Raw genomic sequence first — 18,024 nt, forward strand, 5'->3', positions numbered from 1 at the left:
AATGTAGGCCCGCCGCCGGGCGGACGCAGGGCTCAGACCGGCCCCGCGACCCCGGTGAGCGCGGTGACGACCGGATCCAGCGCCCGGTTGATCTCATCGCCGATGGAGCGGAAGAAGGTGATCGGGGCGCCATAGGGGTCGTGCACCTCGTCGGCCTCCGCGTCCGGGGCCAGCAGCCAGCCGCGCAGCGCGGCGGCGGCCTGCACCAGGGCGCGGGCCCGCTCGACCATTCCGCCGGCCCGGTCGGGCTCCGGGAGGGTGACCGGGTCGATGGCCCGCACCAGCCGGGTGAACTCTTTGAGGGTGAAGGTGCGCAGGCCCGCGGAGTGGCCCATGGAGATGACCTGGGCGCGGTGGTCGCGGGTGGCGGTCAGCACCAGATCGGCCCGGATGACGTGCTCGTCCAGCAGCTCCCGGCCGGTGAAGCCGTGCGGGTCGGCGCCGAAGTCGGCGAGGACGGTGGCCGCGTGCGCCTCCATGGGGGCGCCCTCGTGCCCCCAGGTGCCGGCGCTCTCCACCACGAGCCCGCCGGCCAGGGGGTCGCCGAGTCGCTCGGTGAGGGCATGGCGGGTCAGCCGCTCGGTGATGGGCGAGCGGCAGACGTTGCCGGTGCTGACGTGGAGGATGCGGAAGATGTCGGTGCTCGTCTCCGGTCCCGCTATGCCACGCCCCTGCGGGGCGATCAACTGGCCACCTCGAGGTCGGGTACCACCTCGCGGAGCTGCTCGGCGCTGATCGCACCGGCCCGCAGCAGGACGGGCACCTTGCCGGTGACGTCCACGATGGAGGACGGCACATCCGCGGGGGTGGGGCCGCCGTCGAGATAGACGGAGACCGAGTCGCCGAGCATCTCCTGGGCGGCGTCGCAGGTCTGCGGGGCCGGGTGGCCGGTGAGGTTGGCGCTGGAGACCGCCATCGGACCGAACTCGGTGAGCAGTTCGATGGCGACCGGGTGCAGCGGCATCCGGACCGCGACGGTGCCCCGGGTCTCCCCCAGGTCCCAGGTCAGGGACGGCTGGTGGTTGGCGACCAGGGTGAGCGCGCCGGGCCAGAAGGCGTCGACCAGCTCCCAGGCCTGCTCGGAGAAGTCGGTGACCAGGCCGTGCAGGGTGTTCGGGGAGCCCACCAGGACGGGCGAAGGCATGCCGCGGCCGCGGCCCTTGGCCTCCAGGAGGTCGCCGACGGCCTCGCGGCTGAAGGCGTCCGCACCGATGCCGTACAGGGTGTCGGTGGGCAGCACGACCAGCTCGCCGCGGCGGACCGCGGCGGCCGCTTCGCGCAGACCGGTCTTGCGGTCGGTCGCGTCGCTGCAGTCGTAACGCCGTGCCATCTCTAGCCAACCTCCTCGTACGGGACCAATGTCTGTGCTGCCACGCTCTTCACAGCCAGGGGTGTCACGGCATCGCCTTCCGCGCCGTGGCGAACCGGGGCCGGTTGTTCAGGTCCGGGTGGTCGGCCGCATCGGCCCAGCCCCGCTCCTCGGTGAAGATCCACGGCACCTGGCCGCCCTGGGTGTCGGCGTGCTCGATGACGACGACACCGCCGGGGCGCAGCAGGCGGTGGGCGGTGCGTTCCAGGCCCCGGATGGTGTCCAGGCCGTCCTCGCCGGAGAAGAGCGCGAGCTCCGGGTCGTGGTCGCGGGCCTCCGGGCTCACATACTCCCACTCGGTGAGCGGGATGTACGGGGGGTTGCTGATGACCAGGTCGACCTGGCCGTCGAGCTCGGGCAGCGCATCCAGGGCGTTGCCGTGCCGGAGCTGGACGCGGGAGCCCTCGACGTTTTTGCGGGCCCAGCTCAGGGCGGTCTCGTCGAGCTCCACGGCGTGCACCCGGGAGCGGGGCACTTCCTGGGCGAGGGCGAGGGCGATGGCCCCGGAGCCGGTGCACAGGTCGACGATGAGGGGTTCGACGACATCCATGGCGCGGACCGCGTCTATGGCCCAGCCGACCACGGATTCCGTCTCCGGCCGGGGCACAAAGACGCCGGGGCCCACCTGGAGTTCGAGGTAGCGGAAGAAGGCACGACCGGTGATGTGCTGGAGGGGTTCACGGGCCTCGCGGCGCGCAACGGCCTCCCAGTAGCGGGCGTCGAAGTCCGCGTCGGCGACAAGGTGCAGTTCGCCTCGTCTGACGCCGTGTACAAAGGCGGCGAGCTCCTCCGCGTCGAAGCGCGGGGACGGCACGCCGGCGTCGGCCAACCGCTGGGTGGCCTGTGCCACCTCGGCGAGCAGCAGGTTCACTGGGCCTTCCTCCTGTTGCGCTCCATGACCACCGGTGAGGTACGCGTGGTTACTGGGCGGCCGCGAGCTTGGCCGCCGAGTCGGCGTCGACGCACGCCTGGATCACCGCGTCCAGTTCGCCGTCGAGTACCTGGTCCAAGTTGTACGCCTTGAAGCCCACCCGGTGGTCCGAGATGCGGTTTTCCGGGAAGTTGTACGTCCGGATCTTCTCGGAGCGGTCGACGGTGCGGACCTGGCTGCGGCGGGCGTCGGCGGCCTTGCTCTCGGCCTCCTCCTGGGCCGCGGCGAGCAGCCGGGAACGGAGGATGCGCAGGGCCTGCTCCTTGTTCTGGAGCTGGCTCTTCTCGTTCTGGCAGGAGGCGACGACACCGGTCGGCAGGTGGGTGATGCGCACGGCGGAGTCGGTGGTGTTGACCGACTGGCCGCCGGGGCCGGACGAGCGGTAGACGTCGATGCGCAGGTCATTGGGGTTGATCTCGACGTCGATCTCCTCGGCCTCGGGCGTGACCAGCACGCCGGCCGCGGAGGTGTGGATGCGCCCCTGGGACTCGGTGGCGGGCACCCGCTGGACGCGGTGCACCCCGCCCTCGTACTTCAGCCGGGCCCAGACGCCCTGGCCGGGTTCGGTGGCGCCGTTGCTGTCCCGATGAGATTTCGCTTTGACGGCGACCTGGACGTCCTTGTAGCCGCCGAGTTCGGACTCGGTGGAGTCGATGATCTCGGTCTTCCAGCCGACCCGCTCGGCGTAGCGCAGGTACATGCGCAGCAGGTCGCCGGCGAACAGGGCGGACTCGTCACCGCCCGCGCCCGCCTTGATCTCGAGGATGACGTCCTTGTCGTCGCTGGGGTCGCGGGGCACCAGCAGCAGGCGCAGCTTCTCGGTGAGTTCCTCGCGCTGCCTGTCCAGCTGTTTGACCTCGGCCGCGAAGTCCGGGTCGTCGGCGGCCAGCTCGCGCGCGGTCTCGATGTCGTCCCCGGTCCGCTTCCAGGAACGGTAGGCGGCGACGATCGGGGTCAGCTCGGCATAGCGCTTGTTGAGCTTGCGGGCGTTGGCCTGGTCCGCGTGCACGGCGGGGTCGGCGAGCCGCTTCTCGAGGTCGGCGTGCTCACCGATGAGTTCCTCGACTGCCTCGAACATCAAGTTTCCCTAAGCGAAAGTGGCGGAGAAGGTGACCTGCCGGACGACAAAACGCCGGTCCGGCCACCCCTCGCACGCGAGAGACGGCCGGGAACCGGCGCCTGCGGGTCGCTACTTCTTGGCCGACCCGGCGTTCTTGCCGAAGCGGGCCTCGAACCGCGCCACACGGCCACCGGTGTCGAGGATCTTCTGCTTGCCCGTGTAGAACGGGTGGCACTCGGAGCAGATGTCGGCGCGGATGCTGCCGCCGGCAACCGTGCTACGGGTGGTGAACGAGGCGCCACAGGTGCAGCTGACCTGGGTCTCGACGTACTCCGGGTGGATGTCGCGCTTCAAGGGGTTCTCCTAGGTTCGGGAGGGCACCGGGTCGCAGGGCGGGATTGCCGAACGTGAACCGGGGCCGACGTACCAGTCTGCCAGTACCGGCCGCATCCCCCAAAACGGGGGGTGGGGGCCGGTTATTCCCGGTCCCGTGGGCGGCTACCTGACGACGCCGTCGGCGTCGGTCTTGGTGCCCGCGCCGTCCTTGAGCGCGGCGTCCGGGATCGGCTGGTCGTCGTGCAGGGCCTTCCAGATCTGCTTGGCCGCCGAGTCGATCGGGGCCACCCGGTTGTGGTCGAGGGGGTCCTGCGTGACCGGGAGGGTGACCATGTGCATATCGCTGGAGCCGATGCTCTTGAGGCCGTTGGCAAAGGAGAGCAGCCGGTTGATCGAGGCCAGCTCGGAGTCGGTGGTGATGGCCTTGGTGGCGGTGTTGGCGAGGCCGTAGAGCTTGGTGGGGCTGCTGAACATGCCCACCGATTTGACCTGCTCGATCAGCGCCTTGATGAAGGCCTGCTGGAGCTTGATGCGGCCCAGGTCGCTGCCGTCGCCGACGCCATGCCGGGTGCGGACGAGTCCGAGCGACTGCTCGCCGTTGAGGGTGTGGGTGCCCGCTGCCAGGTCGAGGTGGCTCTTTTTGTCATGGATCGGCTTGGTGGTGGTGATCTCGACGCCGCCGAGCCTGTCGATCAGCTTCTGGAAGCCGGCGAAGTCGACCTCGAGGTAGTGGTCCATCCTGATGCCGGTCATGGCCTCCACGGTCTTGACCGCGCAGACCGCGCCGCCGACCGAATAGGCGTCGTTGAACTGGGCGCGCTTGGTGGCCGGGATGGTCTTCTTGCCGTCCGGCGACTTGCACTCCGGCCTGGGGACCATGGTGTCCCGCGGGATGCTGACCACGCTGGCCTTCTTGTGACCCGCATAGACGTGCACGATCATCGCCGTGTCGGAGCGGGCGCTGCCCTCGTCGTCGCCGTACTTGCCGTTGTCGCCGGCCCGGGAGTCGGAGCCCAGCACCAGAATGTCCTGCGAGCCGTTGTCGACGTTCTCCGGGCGGTCGGTGCCAAGGGCGGCGTTGATGTCGACACCGTGCAGGTTGCCGTTGAGCTGGTAGTAGACGAAGCCAAGGCCCCCGGCGCCGAGGACGACCAGCGCGGCGGTCGTCCAGAGGGCTATTCGCCAGCCCTTGCGACGGGCCGGGGGCTTGCGCCTGCGGCCACGAGCCCTGCCGGCACGTCGGCGGCGCGAACCCGCCTTCGCGCCCCTGCTGTCGTCAGCCATACGCTCTTCAGTCCTCCGCTGGTCTTCGGCTTCCCCCCTGCCGCCCGGGTCAGGTGCGGTTTCCCGCCACCTCTCAGACGGCGGGGTCTGCGACAGGGTTGCACGGCACTCTCTGCGGGCTTTCTTAGGAACAGCCGGGCCGGCGCTCCCCGCGTATCCCGGCCACACCCCCCATCACCTGCGTTTTCTCCCATATCGGTGGGATGTGCGCCGGACCGCACCGCGTGCCCGTCCTGTGGCGGAAGTCTCAAAAGGTCACGGGCCGATAAACGCGGCAGCTCCCCGCCACGGTCGTGGCGGGGAGCTGCCGCGTTGGGCTGACGGGCTCGTCAGTCGTTGCCGTTGCCCGGGGCGGGCGCGGTCTTGGCGATCTGCATCAGGAACTCGGCGTTGGACTTCGTCTGCTTCATCTTGTCCAGAAGCAGCTCGATGGCCTGCTGCGAGTCCAGCGCGTGCAGCACCCGGCGGAGCTTCCAGACGATGGACAGCTCCTCGCCGCCCAGCAGGATCTCCTCCTTGCGGGTGCTGGAGGCGTCGACGTCCACGGCCGGGAAGATGCGCTTGTCGGCGAGCTTCCGGTCGAGCCGGAGCTCCATGTTGCCGGTGCCCTTGAACTCCTCGAAGATCACCTCGTCCATCCGGGAGCCGGTCTCGACCAGCGCGGTGGCCAGGATGGTCAGCGAACCGCCGTCCTCGATGTTGCGCGCGGCGCCGAAGAACTTCTTCGGCGGGTAGAGCGCGGTCGAGTCGACACCACCGGACAGGATCCGGCCCGAGGCCGGGGCCGCCAGGTTGTACGCACGGCCCAGGCGGGTGATCGAGTCCAGCAGCACGACCACGTCGTGGCCCAGCTCCACCAGGCGCTTGGCGCGCTCGATGGCCAGCTCCGCGACGGTGGTGTGGTCCTCGGCCGGGCGGTCGAAGGTCGAGGAGATGACCTCGCCCTTGACCGACCGCTGCATGTCGGTGACCTCTTCCGGACGCTCGTCGACCAGGACGACCATCAGGTGGCACTCGGGGTTGTTGGTGGTGATCGCGTTGGCGATCGCCTGCATGATCATGGTCTTGCCGGTCTTCGGCGGGGCCACGATCAGTCCGCGCTGGCCCTTGCCGATGGGCGCGACCAGATCGATGATCCGGGTCGTCAGCACGCCCGGGTCGGTCTCCAGCCGCATCCGGTCCTGCGGGTAGAGCGGGGTGAGCTTGTTGAACTCGGGGCGGCCGCGGCCGGTTTCGGGCGCCATGCCGTTGACCGAGTCGAGCCGGACGAGCGCGTTGAACTTCTCCCGGCGCTCCCCGTCCTTCGGCTGCCGCACGGCACCGGTGACATGGTCACCCTTGCGCAGGCCGTTCTTGCGGACCTGGGCGAGGGAGACATAGACGTCGTTCGGGCCCGGCAGGTAGCCGGAGGTCCGGATGAAGGCGTAGTTGTCGAGGATGTCCAGGATGCCCGCGACCGGGATCAGGACGTCGTCCTCGGAGACCTGCGGCTCATTGCCGAAGTCGTCACGGCCCCGGCGGCCCCGGCGGTCGCGGTAGCGCCCGCGCCGGCCGCGCCGGCCGCCCGCCTCGTCGTCGTACTCGTCCTGCGCGCCGCCCTGGGGGCCGCGCTGCTGCTGGCGGTTGCCGCCCTGCTGGCCGGCCCCGTCCTCGCCGCGGCCGCGGCGGTCACGGTCGCCGCGCTGGCGCTCGCCACGGGCCGGACGCTCGCCCTTGGGCGCGCGGTCCCCGCGCTCCTGACGGTCGCCCTTGGCGGCCTTGCCCTCGGCGGTGTCCAGCGCCGCCTCCGGCTTCTCCGAGGTCAGCACCTCGGTACGAGCCTCGGCCCGCGCCTCGGCGGAGGGCTCGGGGCTGCCGGTGGGCGCGGTGGCCCGACGGCGGCGGCGCTCGCCCGCCGGGGCTTCATCGCCGGCGGCGCCCCCCTGCTCGAGCGGAGCCGAGAGCTTGGGGGACGGCTGGCCCGGAATCTCGATCTGCTGCTGAGTGGCCACCTGCTCGGCGGCCTTGTCGGAGCCGCCGGCGGCCTCACCCGTACGGGTACGGGAGGTGGCGCGGCGCTTCGGCTTGGTCTCGGCGGCCTCGCCCTGAGCCGCAGTGGGCTCGGCGGCGGACTTGCCGGACGCGCCGGAAGCGGCCTGCTTCTCCTTGATGACCTCGATCAGCTGGCCTTTACGCATCCGCGCGGTGCCCTTGATGCCAAGGCTGGAGGCAAGCTGCTGGAGCTCGGCCAGGACCATGGCGTCGAGGCCCGTGCCCGAGCGTCGCCGCCTGGGGGCGGTGGGAGCACCGGTGGCAGGCGCGGCGGGAGCGTCCGTGGCGGGCGCGGAGGCATTCACGCCCATCAGATCGGTGGTGTCGCTCACGAAGGGGTCCTTCCCTGGAGCGGGCGTCGGCCTGTCTGGCTCGGCGACCGGTTGTGCTGTCCGGCTGCGGTCCTGTTGCGCGGACCGGGCCGGGGCGGTGGTCCGCCGCGGTACGGCGGAAGAAATTCAGTGCATTGATGCCGGCGTGAAGAAATCAGTGAAGACATGACGCATCGCTTCACTCATGTCGCCCACGCCGATTCCGGAGCGTGCTCGAATCTGCTCAGGCAGTTTGGGAGGCTCCCGGAAGAAAAGCGGTCCCTGATCGGGACACAGAGCACCGAGCCGATGTGGCTTCGGGTGCAGACTTGAGGTTAACACTACCGGATCCCACAAACATTCCCCCTCTCAAAGACCGGCAACCGCGTTTTTCGCGGGACCGGGGCAGACCCCGGCCGCCATGTTCAGGCAAGCGGCAGCACGCTCGCCCCCCCGACGTCGAAGGCCAGCCGGTTGGCCGCCCAGCCCTCGCCCGCCAGCCGTGCGACCTTGTCGGCCGCACCGTTCTCGACCAGCGCGAGCACCGTGGGGCCCGCACCGGATACGACTGCGGGGACGCCGTCCGCGCGCAATCGGTTGACCAGGGTCACGCTCTCCGGCATCGCCGGGGCCCGGTACTCCTGGTGGAGCCGGTCCTCGGTGGCCGGAAGCAGCAGCTCAGGACGGTTGGTGAGCGCCGCCACGAGCAGCGCCGCACGACCGGCGTTGGCCGCCGCGTCCACATGGGGGACGCTGCGCGGCAGCAACCCCCGGGCCGTCTCCGTCGACACCGGCCGGGCCGGCACGAAGACCACCGGAACGATGGAATCGGCAGGGTCCATCCGAATGGCCCGGGCTGCCCCCGAGTCCATCCAGGCCAGTGTGAAACCGCCGAGCAGGCACGCGGCGACATTGTCGGGGTGGCCCTCGATCTCGGTGGCCAGCTCCAGCATCGCCGTGTCGTCGAGCCGCTCGGCCCCGCCTATGGTCACCGCCCGGGCGGCGACGATCCCGGCACAGATGGCGGCGGCCGAGGAGCCGAGGCCCCGGCCGTGCGGAATGCGATTGGCGCAGACCACCTCGAGGCCGCGTGGCTGGCCGCCCAGCAGCTCGAAGGTGGTGCGCAGGGACCGTACGAGCAGGTGGCTCTCGTCACGCGGCAGGGTCTCGGCACCCTCGCCGGCGATGTCGATGTGCAGCCCGGACTCGGCCACCCGGACCACGACGTCGTCGTAGAGGCCCAGGGACAGACCCAGGGCGTCGAAGCCGGGACCGAGATTGGCGCTGGTGGCAGGGGTGCGCACTCGGACGGCGGCGGCGCGGAAGGCGGGACCGGCCATCGCTCGATGACTCTCCTTGGTGTGGCCTTGGCAGGGCTTGCGACATCCGCAAGGGCCGCGACGGTGTTACCGCGTGGGGGGCGGTTCGGGTCTGCGACGGGGCGGAGTGAGGACAGCCTATCGAAGGAAGGTTCTGTGGCGACATAGGGCGCACAGGAGGCGCGCGATGCGTGTCGCCTGTGGCACGCCGGATTTGGGGCGGTCTCTCCCCAAACCGGCCACTTCCCGTGCGCCGGAGCCGCGCCCCGGACCCCGACTCCGCACGCATGAGGTGCGGTTCTCGGGTCCGGGGCCGTGACCTCCGGCGTTTCGGGAGCAGTACGGCCTCAGGCCAGCCCGAGGCGCTCGGCAGCCGCACCCGCGTCCACCGGAACGGTGATGGGCTGCGGCGCACCGGCCACCGCCCAGTCCGGGTCCTTGAGGCCGTTGCCGGTCACCGTACAGACGATGCGCTGACCCGGGTCGACCAGGCCCTGCTCGGCGGCCTTGAGCAGGCCGGCCACGCTCGCCGCCGAGGCGGGCTCGACGAAGACGCCCTCCTGCGCGGCCAACAGCCGGTAGGCGGCCAGGATCTGGCGGTCGGTCACTTCGTCGATGAGACCGCCCGATTCATCGCGCGCCTGCTCCGCGAACTGCCAGGAGGCCGGGTTGCCAATGCGAATCGCGGTGGCGATGGTGTGCGGGTCCTTCACCGGCTCACCGCGCACGATCGGCGCGGAACCGGAGGCCTGATAGCCCCACATCCGAGGCGTACGGGTCGACGGGCCGTCGGCCGCGTACTCCCGGTAGCCCCGCCAATAGGCCGTGATGTTCCCCGCGTTGCCGACCGGCAGCACATGGATGTCCGGGGCGTCGCCCAGCGCGTCCACAATCTCGAAGGCCGCGGTCTTCTGACCCTCGATACGCGCCGGATTGACCGAATTGACCAGCGCCACGGGGTAGTTGTCGGACAGCCCGCGCGCCAGCGTCAGACAGTCGTCGAAGTTCCCGTCGACCTGGAGGATGCGCGCACCGTGCACCAGCGCCTGGCCCATCTTGCCGAGCGCGATCTTGCCCTGTGGCACCAGGACGGCGCAGACCAGCTGAGCCCGCACCGCGTAGGCGGCGGCCGAGGCCGAGGTGTTGCCGGTGGAGGCGCAGATGACGGCCTTGGCACCCTCTTCCTTGGCCCGGGTGATGGCCATGGTCATGCCGCGGTCCTTGAAGGAACCGGTGGGATTGGCACCCTCCACCTTGAGATGCACCTCACAGCCGGTGCGCTCGGACAGCACCTGGGCGGGCACCAGCGGCGTGCCGCCCTCGCGCAGGGTGATGACCCGGGTGCCGGCCGAGACCGGAAGGCGGTCGCGGTACTCCTCGATGATGCCGCGCCACTGATGGGTGGCCTTGCTTGCAGACATGACTTCCGTAACTCCCTACTCGCCCTCAACCCGCATGATGCTCGCGACGCCCCGCACCGTGTCCAGCCTGCGCAGCGCCCCCACGGTCGCCGACAACGCCGCGTCGGCGGCCCGGTGGGTGACCACCACAAGCGCCGCGTCGCCGTCCTTGACCTGCTGGCGGACGGTGTCGATGGACACCCCGTGCTCGGCGAAGACCGTGGCGACCTGGGCGAGGACGCCCGGTTTGTCGGCCACGTCCAAGCTGATGTGGTAGCGGGTGACCACCTCGCCCATCGGGCTCACCGGCAGCCGGGCATAGGCCGATTCACCGGGCCCGGTGGACTGTGCGAGCTTGTTGCGGCAGACGGCGACGAGGTCGCCGAGCACCGCGGAGGCGGTCGGCGAACCACCCGCGCCCGGACCGTAGAACATCAACTGCCCCGCGGCCTCGGCCTCGACGAACACCGCGTTGTACGCCTCACGCACCGAGGCGAGAGGGTGGCTCAGCGGAATCATCGCCGGGTGCACCCGCGCGGTGACCGACCGCCCGTCGGCCGCCCGTTCACAGATCGCCAGGAGCTTGATGGTGCAGCCCATCTGCTTCGCGGACGCGAAGTCAGCGGCGGTGACCTCCGTCATGCCCTCGCGATAGACATCGTCGAGCCGCACCCGGGTGTGGAAGGCGATGCCGGCCAGGATCGCGGCCTTGGCGGCGGCATCGAAGCCCTCGACGTCCGCCGTGGGGTCCGCCTCGGCGTAACCGAGCGCGGTGGCCTCGTCCAGTGCCTCGGAGTAGCCCGCGCCGCTGGTGTCCATCTTGTCGAGGATGAAGTTGGTGGTGCCGTTGACAATGCCCAGCACCCGATTGACCTTGTCCCCGGCCAGGGACTCGCGCAGCGGCCTGACCAGCGGGATGGCGCCCGCGACGGCCGCCTCGTAGTAGAGGTCGGCGCCCCGGGCCTCGGCCGCGGCGTGCAGGGCGGCACCGTCCCCGGCGAGCAGCGCCTTATTGGCGGAGACCACGCTCGCGCCGTGCTCGAAGGCGGTGGTGATCAGCGTACGGGCGGGCTCCACGCCACCGATCACCTCGACGACCACATCGATGTCACCGCGTTTGACCAGCGCGGTCGCATCGGTGGTGATCAACTCCGCGGGCACCCCGGCCCGTACCCGGCTGGGGCGGCGGACCGCGATGCCCGCCAGCTCGACCGGTGCGCCGATCCGGGCCGCGAGGTCGTCCGCGTGCGTCGTCATGATGCGCGCCACCTCTGAGCCGACCACTCCACAGCCCAGCAGCGCCACCTTCAGCGGACGCGTACGCATCATCCGACCTCGTCTCTCACTCATCTTCAGTGGTTCACCAGTCTCACTCACCGGACGGAGGTTTCCCGCCCCCGTCCAGTATCCGAGATCCCTGTTTCCGTCAGCCGGCCGTCGGCCGACGGCCGTCAGCCGACATCCAGCCGAAGGAGATCCTCTTCGGTCTCCCGCCGGACGATCACCCGTGCCGTACCGTCCTTCACCGCCACCACCGGCGGGCGCAGCGCATGGTTGTAGTTGCTCGCCATCGAGCGGCAGTACGCACCGGTGGCGGGCACCGCCAGCAGGTCTCCGGGCGCCAGGTCGGTGGGGAGGAAGGCATCGCGCACCACGATGTCGCCGGACTCACAGTGCTTGCCGACCACCCGGGAGAGCATCGGCTCGGCGGTGGAGGTGCGGGAGACCAGCGCGACGCTGTACTCGGCACCGTAGAGCGCGGTGCGGATGTTGTCGGACATTCCGCCGTCCACGCTGACGTATGTCCGCAGGCCCGGCAGCTCCTTGACCGTACCCACCTCGTACAGCGTGCAGGCCGTCGGTCCGACGATCGCGCGCCCCGGCTCGACGGACAGCCGGGGTACCGCGAGCCCGGTCGCCGTGCACTCGCGGTGCACGATCTCGCGCAGCGCCCGGGCGATCGCGTCCGGCTCGCGCGGGTCGTCGTCCGAGGTGTAGGCGATGCCAAGGCCGCCGCCCAGGTCGATCTCGGGCAGCTCGATGCCGTGCTCGTCCCGGATCTGCGCCAGCAGCCCGATGACGCGGTGCGCCGCCACCTCGAACGCCGAGGTGTCGAAGATCTGCGAGCCGATGTGCGAGTGGAGTCCGACGAGCTCCAGTCCGTCGAGCTTCAGTGCCCGCCGGACGGCCTCGGCGGCCTGCCCGCCGGCCAGCGGGAGACCGAACTTCTGGTCCTCGTGGGCCGTGGCGATGAACTCGTGGGTGTGCGCCTCGACACCGACGGTCACCCGGATCAGGACGCGCTGCCGCTTGCCCAGCCGCTCGGCGATGTGCGCCACCCGCACGATCTCCTGGAACGAATCGAGCACGATCCGCCCGACCCCGGCCTCGACGGCACGGGTGATCTCCTCGGTGGACTTGTTGTTGCCGTGCAGGGCGATCCGCTCGGCGGGCAGGCCCGCGGCGAGGGCGGTGGCCAGTTCACCGCCGGAGCAGACGTCGAGGTTGAGCCCCTCCTCGGTCAGCCAGCGCACAATGGCCCGCGACAGGAACGCCTTGCCCGCGTAGAAGACGTCGGCGTCCGGCCCGAAGGCTTCGCGCCAGGCCCGGCAGCGGGCCCGGAAGTCGTCCTCGTCGAGGAAGTAGGCGGGGGTGCCGAACTCCTCGGCAAGTCGCTTGACGCTCAGCCCGCCGACGGTCGCGACGCCCTCGGCGTCCCGGGTGACCGTACGGGACCAGACGTGCGGGTCAAGGGAGTTGAGGTCGGCGGGCGGCGCGGGATGATGCCCCTCGGGCAGCACATCGGCATGGCGGGGCCCGGCGGGGTGGGCGGAGCGGCTCATGGGCTCTGGTCTCCTCAGAGGTGTGCGGGTGCGGTGATGCCGAGCTGGTGAAGGCCGTCGGCGAGCACCTTGCCCGTGGCCTCGGCGAGGGCCAGTCGGGCGCGGTGGACGACCGAGGGTTTCTCGTCCCCGCGGGGCAGCGTGGGACAGCTCGCCTGCCAGCGGAGAAAGGCGTCGGCAAGACGTTCGAGGTGGCGGGCGAGCCGGCCGGGGTCGCGAGTGGCGACGATGCGCGGATGCTCGGCGAGCTCGCCGAGCAGAACCGCGGCGCCACCGCCCCCCGTTCCCTCTCCCCCGCCGGCAAATTCGTGATCTTCCGCGATCTCCGGAGCGAACCCCAGATCACCGGCGTTCCGGAGGAGTGCGCGGCTGCGGGAATGGGCGTAGCGGACGCGGAAGAGGGGGTTGGCTTCCCGCTGCACCAGCAGCAGATCACGGTCCAGGCCCGGGGGGCACAGCAGGCTCCAGCGCGCGGCATCGCTGCCGAGTCTGCGCAGCAGCTCGGGCGGCGGCCGCAGCGGGAACCGCTCGCCCCGCCGTTCGCGGCCGTCCAGGATCTCCCGCACCAACTGCCCATGGGACCCGCCCTCGAGCGTGATGTTGAGGAACCCCGGCCCGGCGACGTCCACTCGCGCGATGCCCCGCTCCCGCACCAGTCTGCGCCGCAGCACCTCGGCGATCTCCGGTGCGGGCCGCCCGCTCTCCTTCGCCAGCCGCAGCGCGACATTGGTTGCGTAGTCACCACACCCCGCCCGCGGCGGAACCCGCACACCGACCCGGTCGGGCACGACGGCGCGCAGCTCATCGGCCTCGACGGCGCACCGCACGGTGTGCAGCACGGTGCGGGAGAGATCGGCGGGGGTCACAGACCCCAGCCTAGGGGAGGAGGGTGCCCATCGAGCGAACGGATTTCCCTCTCCCCGCCGCCTGCCCGCCCGACCCTCCTACCCGGCCGGCCGCACCACCGGCTCCGCGTCCCCCGAGGCCGCCGCCTCCGGCAGCCCGTCCTCACCCTCTCCCCCCCGGCGGCGCATCAGCCTCCGCACCAGCCGGACCATCTCCATGGGCTCAAACGGCTTCGCCAAAAACGCATCCACCCCCGCCGACCGACCGCTGTCCACCTCCAGCTGCGTACACGCACTGATGATCGCGATCGGTATCTCCCGGGTACGCGCGTCGGCCCGCAGCCGCGCGGCCGTCCGCAGCCCGTCGAGCCGGGGCATCACAAAATCCAGAGTCACCACATCGGGACGCACCCGGTGCACGATCTCCAGACATTCGGCACCATCGGCCGCGGTCACGACCTCAAAGCCTTCGAGCTCGAGGTTGACCCTGATCAACTGCCGGATGACCCTGTTGTCATCGACAACAAGGACCCGGCCGGACAAGCCAGGCACACCCTGAGAGTAGGCGCGCCCACCACACCGCGTCCGGCTTTTCCCCACTTCCACCCCGTGCGAGCGAGCTTTCCCCGACCGCCCCCCACCACCCCGCCAGATGCGCTAATCGCGCGGCACCCGGCCCCCTCATCACTCGTTACTGATCACCCTCCAGGAGCTGGTAGGGTTCTACCCGTCGCCGCAAACGAGCGGAAGAACACGCCCCCGTAGCTCAGGGGATAGAGCAACGGCCTCCGGAGCCGTGTGCGCAGGTTCGAATCCTGCCGGGGGCACTCGCCTTAGCATCCAGTAAATTTACGGGGTGACCAGGGCGGGAGCCGACAGAAGAGGGCGGGAGTCAGTCTCACTGACTCCCGCCCTTTCTCGCTGTCTCTCAGCGTTCGCGACACACCTCCGACACACTCATCAGGCCGTGTCGCCCTCCTCCTCCTCCAGCGCCTTTGCGATCTTCGCGTTCGCGGCTTCCTCATGGCCGTCGATACAGCCGTGATACCGGCGGTGGATCACCTCCGGGGAGTTGCCGACCCGTCGGGCCACTTCAGCGATAGGGACTCCGGCGTTCAGCCACCGCGTGATACAGGCGTGGCGCAGGTCGTACGGACGGCCAGCCAAAGGCGAGTTGACCCGCTCTGGCGGTAGGGCGTACTGCCGCGCTTCCTCCCAGACTCGCCAATAGGTGGATGATCCAACCACTCCCCGCGCTCGTTCCCGAATACGCGCCTCTCCTTGGCGGTCCCGAACTCCTTCAGGTGGGCCCGGAGGATCGCGACCAGTACGGGCGGGATGGGGACCGGCCGGTCGGAGGACGCCTCACGGGCCTTCAGGCCCCAGCGGTCGTGCCGCTCCCCAGAGTCGGTCCATTGCTTGCCGGAGACAGGGCGCGTCTCCCGCAGCGTCAGCGTGCCCCAACCTGTCTCCGGCAGGTGGCAGTCCACCAGTCGCAGCCCGACCGCTTCGGCGGGTCGCAGTCCGGCGTATTGAAGCGCTCTCCTCCCTTCGCAGGCTCAGGAAGGAGATTCCGCCCTACCTTGCGGTGGGTGGCTTGACGCTACGGGAGCGCCTGACGACTGCTCTTCCAGCAGCCGGGACCGCCACGAGGCCGATCCGGTACAGATGCAAGATGTTCCGGGATGCGTTCCAGTCGGCGTTGCCCGACCATCGGCAGTCCGGGTTCTTGCATACGAACATGGCCTGGTTCTCCCGGCTGCCCGGCGTGATGAAGCCGCACGCGGAGCAGCGCAGGGAGGTGTTCGGGGCGGGAACCTTGACCAGTTCTCCGCCGTGCCGTTCCAGCTTGTACGTCAGCATGGTGACCGTGCGGCCCCATGCCTCTTGGGCGATGGAGCGGTTGAGCCCGGCCTTGGCCCTGACGTTCTTGCCCGGCTCCTCGGTGGTGCCCCGGGCGGACTTGACCATGTTCGTGATGTTGAGCTGTTCCACCACGATCACGCCGTACGTGCGGGCGAGGTAGGTGGTGGTCCGGTGCTGCCAGTCAGTGGCCCGGCGCGTGGCTGTTGCGCGGAGCTGCTTGATCCGGTCGTAGGTGCGCTGCAAGCGGCGGGATGACTTCTCTCCCGGCTTGCGGAAACTCTTGCGGTGCGCGGCCCGCTGCTCCAGGCGGAGCAGCCTGGCCTTCTCCTTCGGCGTCAGCCACTTGTCCCGGTCGGACGTGCCGTCCGGGAGACGGGGCGGGCGCCCGTGGTCCTGGTGGTGCTCGTTGGACAGGGCGAGCGGGATGTTCACCCCGGCGTCGATGCCGACGTCCGGCCCCTGATGGGGCTCGGGTGCGGCTTCGAGGGTCTGGATGCGGAAGGCGATATGCCAGCCCAGCGCGTCCTTGACCAGCCGGGCCCCGGTGATCCGGTTCTCCTTGTTCGCCCGCTTGCCGACCGGCAGATCCTTGGTCCAGCGGAACCGGACCCGGCCCAGCCTGGGGATGTTGGCCATGCCCCACCGGCGGTGCACGCGGACGATGTTCAGGTCCCGGCCCTGTGGGATGTCCACGGACATCACCGATCGGAAGCGGGCCTTGAAGTTCGGGGCGTCGGCGCGGCCGTCCCAGCAGTTCTTCCACGACTGGAAGTACGTCTTGAGTACGGCCTGCGCGGCCTGTGCGGGGAGGACGGCCAGCCAGTCGATGTCCTTGCGCGCCTGGCGTATCGCGGTGTCTGCCGCTGCCAAGGACCGCTTGTCCTTCGGCAGCATCGTCCACCAGTCGTGGAGGAGGTTCCACATCGTGCGGGCCGCATGTGCCTGAGCGTCCAGTGTCAGCACCTCGGCAGGCGACAGCGCAAGCCGGGCACGATGCCCGAACTGCCGCTTGATCGTGGTGGGTTGACTCATGAGCGAAAGCATATCATTTGGCTTATGTCACCTCGATGGAATCCCAACCCTGGCGTACGCACCGGCCGTCACGTCGTCTACAACCTGCACGTCCATTTGGTTTTTGTCACGAAGTACCGGCGCAAGGCCATGACCGACGCCATGCTCACCAGATGCGAGGAGATCATGCGCGAGATCTGCACAGACTTCGAAGCCGACCTCAAGCAGTTCAACGGCGAACAGGATCACGTGCACCTCCTGGTGCACCACCCGCCCAAGGTCCAGCTCTCCAAGCTGGTCAACTCCCTCAAGGGGGTCTCAGCCCGGCTGCTGCGCAAGGAATACGACGCGCATGTACGCCGGTACCTGTGGAGCGGACACTTCTGGTCCGGCTCCTACTTCGCCGGAAGCTGCGGCGGGGCACCACTGACCGTGGTCAAGCAGTACATCGAGAACCAGCAGCGTCCCGTCAGCTGAGCTTGAACACTGCGGACCCATGCCCACGGCGCAGGTCAGAGCAGTCCCAAGATGCGCTTCACCCCCGCCCTGAAGGGCGGAGCACTGCGCAAGATCAAAGGTAGAGGACCGCATAGAAGGCCACCAGTCGCCTCCCCCGGCAGCGATCCCACGACCCTACGTAGGAGACGGCAGTGAGCAACTGCCGGGCCTGTACGGCGTTCACGAGGACGCGTCGGTCCACCACGTCGTTGGAGCCGACATGCTTCCGGCGGACGCGCCGCAGGGGGTTCTCCGGAAGTTCCCCCGCGACCACGGAGTGTTCGAGGGCGGTGTTCAGGGCCCGGCGCCGCCGCTTGTACGTGTCGCCCGCCGCGGGAGTGCCGTCCAACTTGTAGCTGAGGCGGTACAACACATCTTCGAAGACCTCGGTGTTGACCAGATCTACGACCGGCCGGTCCGCTGTGGTGAGCCAGTCGTATGCGGCCTTGAGCTCGGCCGGCGGGTCCTCCTTCTCGTTGGCGGGCACGATCCCCCACCGGAACGCCAGCCGCAGGTGCTCGTCCTGGGGAGCGTCGTCCCCACGCTTCACCATGGCGAGCGTCACGGCAGCGAGGCCGTCCGCCATGCCCTCACGGGTCTTGGCCGCGCTCGTACGCCACCGTGTCAATCCCCTGAAAACGTAGAGTCCTTGGTTATGCCAGGGCCTTTTGGCCGGCCTTGGTGCGTGCTTCGGCTGATGAGGCGTTCGAACTCACCGGAGGCAGGCCGCGGCGGCGTTGTCGAGTCCCGGGCACACGCGCCCGAGCGGTCGAAGAAGTGCGAGATCCTCTCCTCCAGCCGCTCACGCCGCACTTCACGACTCGTCGGCGCGGGACGGGCGGTCCGGCCCGGGTCCACCACCGCACATCGCTTCCGGCCCATGTCACCAGGGTCCCACCAGGGTGCACGAGGGGCGCCGC

Annotated in this window: 16 protein-coding genes, 1 tRNA gene and 1 pseudogene; 2 read left to right on the forward strand and 16 right to left on the reverse strand. The window is 69.9% G+C overall.

Annotated elements, in window-relative coordinates; translation table 11 throughout:
• Positions 1 to 32: 32 nt before the first annotated feature.
• From ABCR83_RS26040 to ABCR83_RS26100, 13 genes are all read right to left on the reverse strand, one after another.
• Positions 33 to 686, reverse strand: coding sequence for an arsenate reductase/protein-tyrosine-phosphatase family protein (locus ABCR83_RS26040; RefSeq protein WP_462697624.1), 654 nt, complete (start codon positions 684 to 686; stop codon positions 33 to 35).
• The gene (locus ABCR83_RS26045; RefSeq protein WP_462697625.1) at positions 683 to 1,330 is read right to left on the reverse strand and encodes an L-threonylcarbamoyladenylate synthase; all 648 of its coding nucleotides are present in this window, start codon (positions 1,328 to 1,330) and stop codon (positions 683 to 685) included. The genes ABCR83_RS26040 and ABCR83_RS26045 overlap by 4 nt, the downstream gene beginning before the upstream one ends.
• 64 nt (positions 1,331 to 1,394) lie before the next feature.
• The gene (gene prmC / locus ABCR83_RS26050) at positions 1,395 to 2,240 is read right to left on the reverse strand and encodes a peptide chain release factor N(5)-glutamine methyltransferase (RefSeq protein ID WP_462697626.1); all 846 of its coding nucleotides are present in this window, start codon (positions 2,238 to 2,240) and stop codon (positions 1,395 to 1,397) included.
• Positions 2,241 to 2,289: 49 nt separating this feature from the next.
• Positions 2,290 to 3,378: a peptide chain release factor 1 gene (gene prfA, locus ABCR83_RS26055; RefSeq protein ID WP_462697627.1), complete on the reverse strand. Its 1,089-nt coding sequence runs from the start codon at positions 3,376 to 3,378 to the stop codon at positions 2,290 to 2,292.
• Positions 3,379 to 3,489: 111 nt separating this feature from the next.
• Positions 3,490 to 3,714: a 50S ribosomal protein L31 gene (gene rpmE, locus ABCR83_RS26060; RefSeq protein WP_030414149.1), complete on the reverse strand. Its 225-nt coding sequence runs from the start codon at positions 3,712 to 3,714 to the stop codon at positions 3,490 to 3,492.
• Between the two features lie 144 nt (positions 3,715 to 3,858).
• Positions 3,859 to 4,980, reverse strand: coding sequence for an LCP family protein (locus tag ABCR83_RS26065; RefSeq protein ID WP_462697629.1), 1,122 nt, complete (start codon positions 4,978 to 4,980; stop codon positions 3,859 to 3,861).
• 329 nt (positions 4,981 to 5,309) lie between these two features.
• Complete coding sequence (gene rho / locus ABCR83_RS26070) at positions 5,310 to 7,343, reverse strand: transcription termination factor Rho (RefSeq protein ID WP_462697630.1); 2,034 nt, start codon at positions 7,341 to 7,343, stop codon at positions 5,310 to 5,312.
• Between the two features lie 404 nt (positions 7,344 to 7,747).
• Positions 7,748 to 8,662 carry a homoserine kinase gene (thrB, locus tag ABCR83_RS26075; protein WP_462697631.1) on the reverse strand — a complete coding sequence of 305 codons (915 nt, stop codon included), beginning with the start codon at positions 8,660 to 8,662 and terminating at the stop codon, positions 7,748 to 7,750.
• A gap of 326 nt (positions 8,663 to 8,988) precedes the next feature.
• Entirely contained in the window at positions 8,989 to 10,062 is a 1,074-nt protein-coding gene (gene thrC / locus ABCR83_RS26080; protein ID WP_462697632.1) for a threonine synthase, read from the reverse strand.
• 15 nt (positions 10,063 to 10,077) lie between these two features.
• Positions 10,078 to 11,370, reverse strand: a complete 1,293-nt coding sequence (locus tag ABCR83_RS26085; RefSeq protein ID WP_462697633.1) for a homoserine dehydrogenase — start codon at positions 11,368 to 11,370, stop codon at positions 10,078 to 10,080.
• Between the two features lie 122 nt (positions 11,371 to 11,492).
• Entirely contained in the window at positions 11,493 to 12,884 is a 1,392-nt protein-coding gene (gene lysA, locus ABCR83_RS26090; RefSeq protein WP_462697634.1) for a diaminopimelate decarboxylase, read from the reverse strand.
• A 14-nt stretch (positions 12,885 to 12,898) separates the two neighbouring features.
• Complete coding sequence (gene nrtL / locus ABCR83_RS26095; protein WP_462697635.1) at positions 12,899 to 13,750, reverse strand: ArgS-related anticodon-binding protein NrtL; 852 nt, start codon at positions 13,748 to 13,750, stop codon at positions 12,899 to 12,901.
• A 78-nt stretch (positions 13,751 to 13,828) separates the two neighbouring features.
• Positions 13,829 to 14,281, reverse strand: a complete 453-nt coding sequence (locus tag ABCR83_RS26100; protein WP_462697636.1) for a response regulator — start codon at positions 14,279 to 14,281, stop codon at positions 13,829 to 13,831.
• 203 nt (positions 14,282 to 14,484) lie between these two features.
• Here ABCR83_RS26100 and ABCR83_RS26105 point away from each other — a divergent pair.
• Positions 14,485 to 14,556 (forward strand) — tRNA-Arg (locus ABCR83_RS26105).
• Positions 14,557 to 14,689: 133 nt separating this feature from the next.
• Here ABCR83_RS26105 and ABCR83_RS26110 read toward each other — a convergent pair.
• Both ABCR83_RS26110 and ABCR83_RS26115 read right to left on the reverse strand, forming a co-directional pair.
• A pseudogene (locus ABCR83_RS26110) lies at positions 14,690 to 15,267 on the reverse strand (tyrosine-type recombinase/integrase); the annotation flags it as partial.
• Positions 15,268 to 15,307: 40 nt separating this feature from the next.
• Positions 15,308 to 16,627 carry an RNA-guided endonuclease InsQ/TnpB family protein gene (locus ABCR83_RS26115; RefSeq protein ID WP_462697637.1) on the reverse strand — a complete coding sequence of 440 codons (1,320 nt, stop codon included), beginning with the start codon at positions 16,625 to 16,627 and terminating at the stop codon, positions 15,308 to 15,310.
• Between the two features lie 24 nt (positions 16,628 to 16,651).
• On the opposite strand from ABCR83_RS26115, the gene tnpA reads away from it, so the two are divergent.
• Entirely contained in the window at positions 16,652 to 17,083 is a 432-nt protein-coding gene (tnpA, locus tag ABCR83_RS26120) for an IS200/IS605 family transposase (protein ID WP_462697638.1), read from the forward strand.
• 94 nt (positions 17,084 to 17,177) lie between these two features.
• Here the strand turns inward: tnpA and ABCR83_RS26125 are convergent, their stop codons facing one another.
• The gene (locus tag ABCR83_RS26125; protein ID WP_462697639.1) at positions 17,178 to 17,732 is read right to left on the reverse strand and encodes a hypothetical protein; all 555 of its coding nucleotides are present in this window, start codon (positions 17,730 to 17,732) and stop codon (positions 17,178 to 17,180) included.
• Positions 17,733 to 18,024 lie beyond the last annotated feature (292 nt).

The sequence above is a fragment of the Streptomyces xingningensis genome (assembly GCF_054957865.1).

Bases quoted from the DNA above. Each gene is read 5' to 3' on its own strand.
- prfA (WP_462697627.1), bottom strand. From the start codon at position 3,378: ATGTTCGAGGCAGTCGAGGAACTCATCGGTGAGCACGCCGACCTCGAG.
- ABCR83_RS26085 (WP_462697633.1), bottom strand. From the start codon at position 11,370: ATGATGCGTACGCGTCCGCTGAAGGTGGCGCTGCTGGGCTGTGGAGTG.
- ABCR83_RS26065 (WP_462697629.1), bottom strand. From the start codon at position 4,980: ATGGCTGACGACAGCAGGGGCGCGAAGGCGGGTTCGCGCCGCCGACGT.
- ABCR83_RS26045 (WP_462697625.1), bottom strand. From the start codon at position 1,330: ATGGCACGGCGTTACGACTGCAGCGACGCGACCGACCGCAAGACCGGT.
- ABCR83_RS26115 (WP_462697637.1), bottom strand. From the start codon at position 16,627: ATGAGTCAACCCACCACGATCAAGCGGCAGTTCGGGCATCGTGCCCGG.
- tnpA (WP_462697638.1), top strand. From the start codon at position 16,652: ATGTCACCTCGATGGAATCCCAACCCTGGCGTACGCACCGGCCGTCAC.
- thrB (WP_462697631.1), bottom strand. From the start codon at position 8,662: ATGGCCGGTCCCGCCTTCCGCGCCGCCGCCGTCCGAGTGCGCACCCCT.
- thrC (WP_462697632.1), bottom strand. From the start codon at position 10,062: ATGTCTGCAAGCAAGGCCACCCATCAGTGGCGCGGCATCATCGAGGAG.
- lysA (WP_462697634.1), bottom strand. From the start codon at position 12,884: ATGAGCCGCTCCGCCCACCCCGCCGGGCCCCGCCATGCCGATGTGCTG.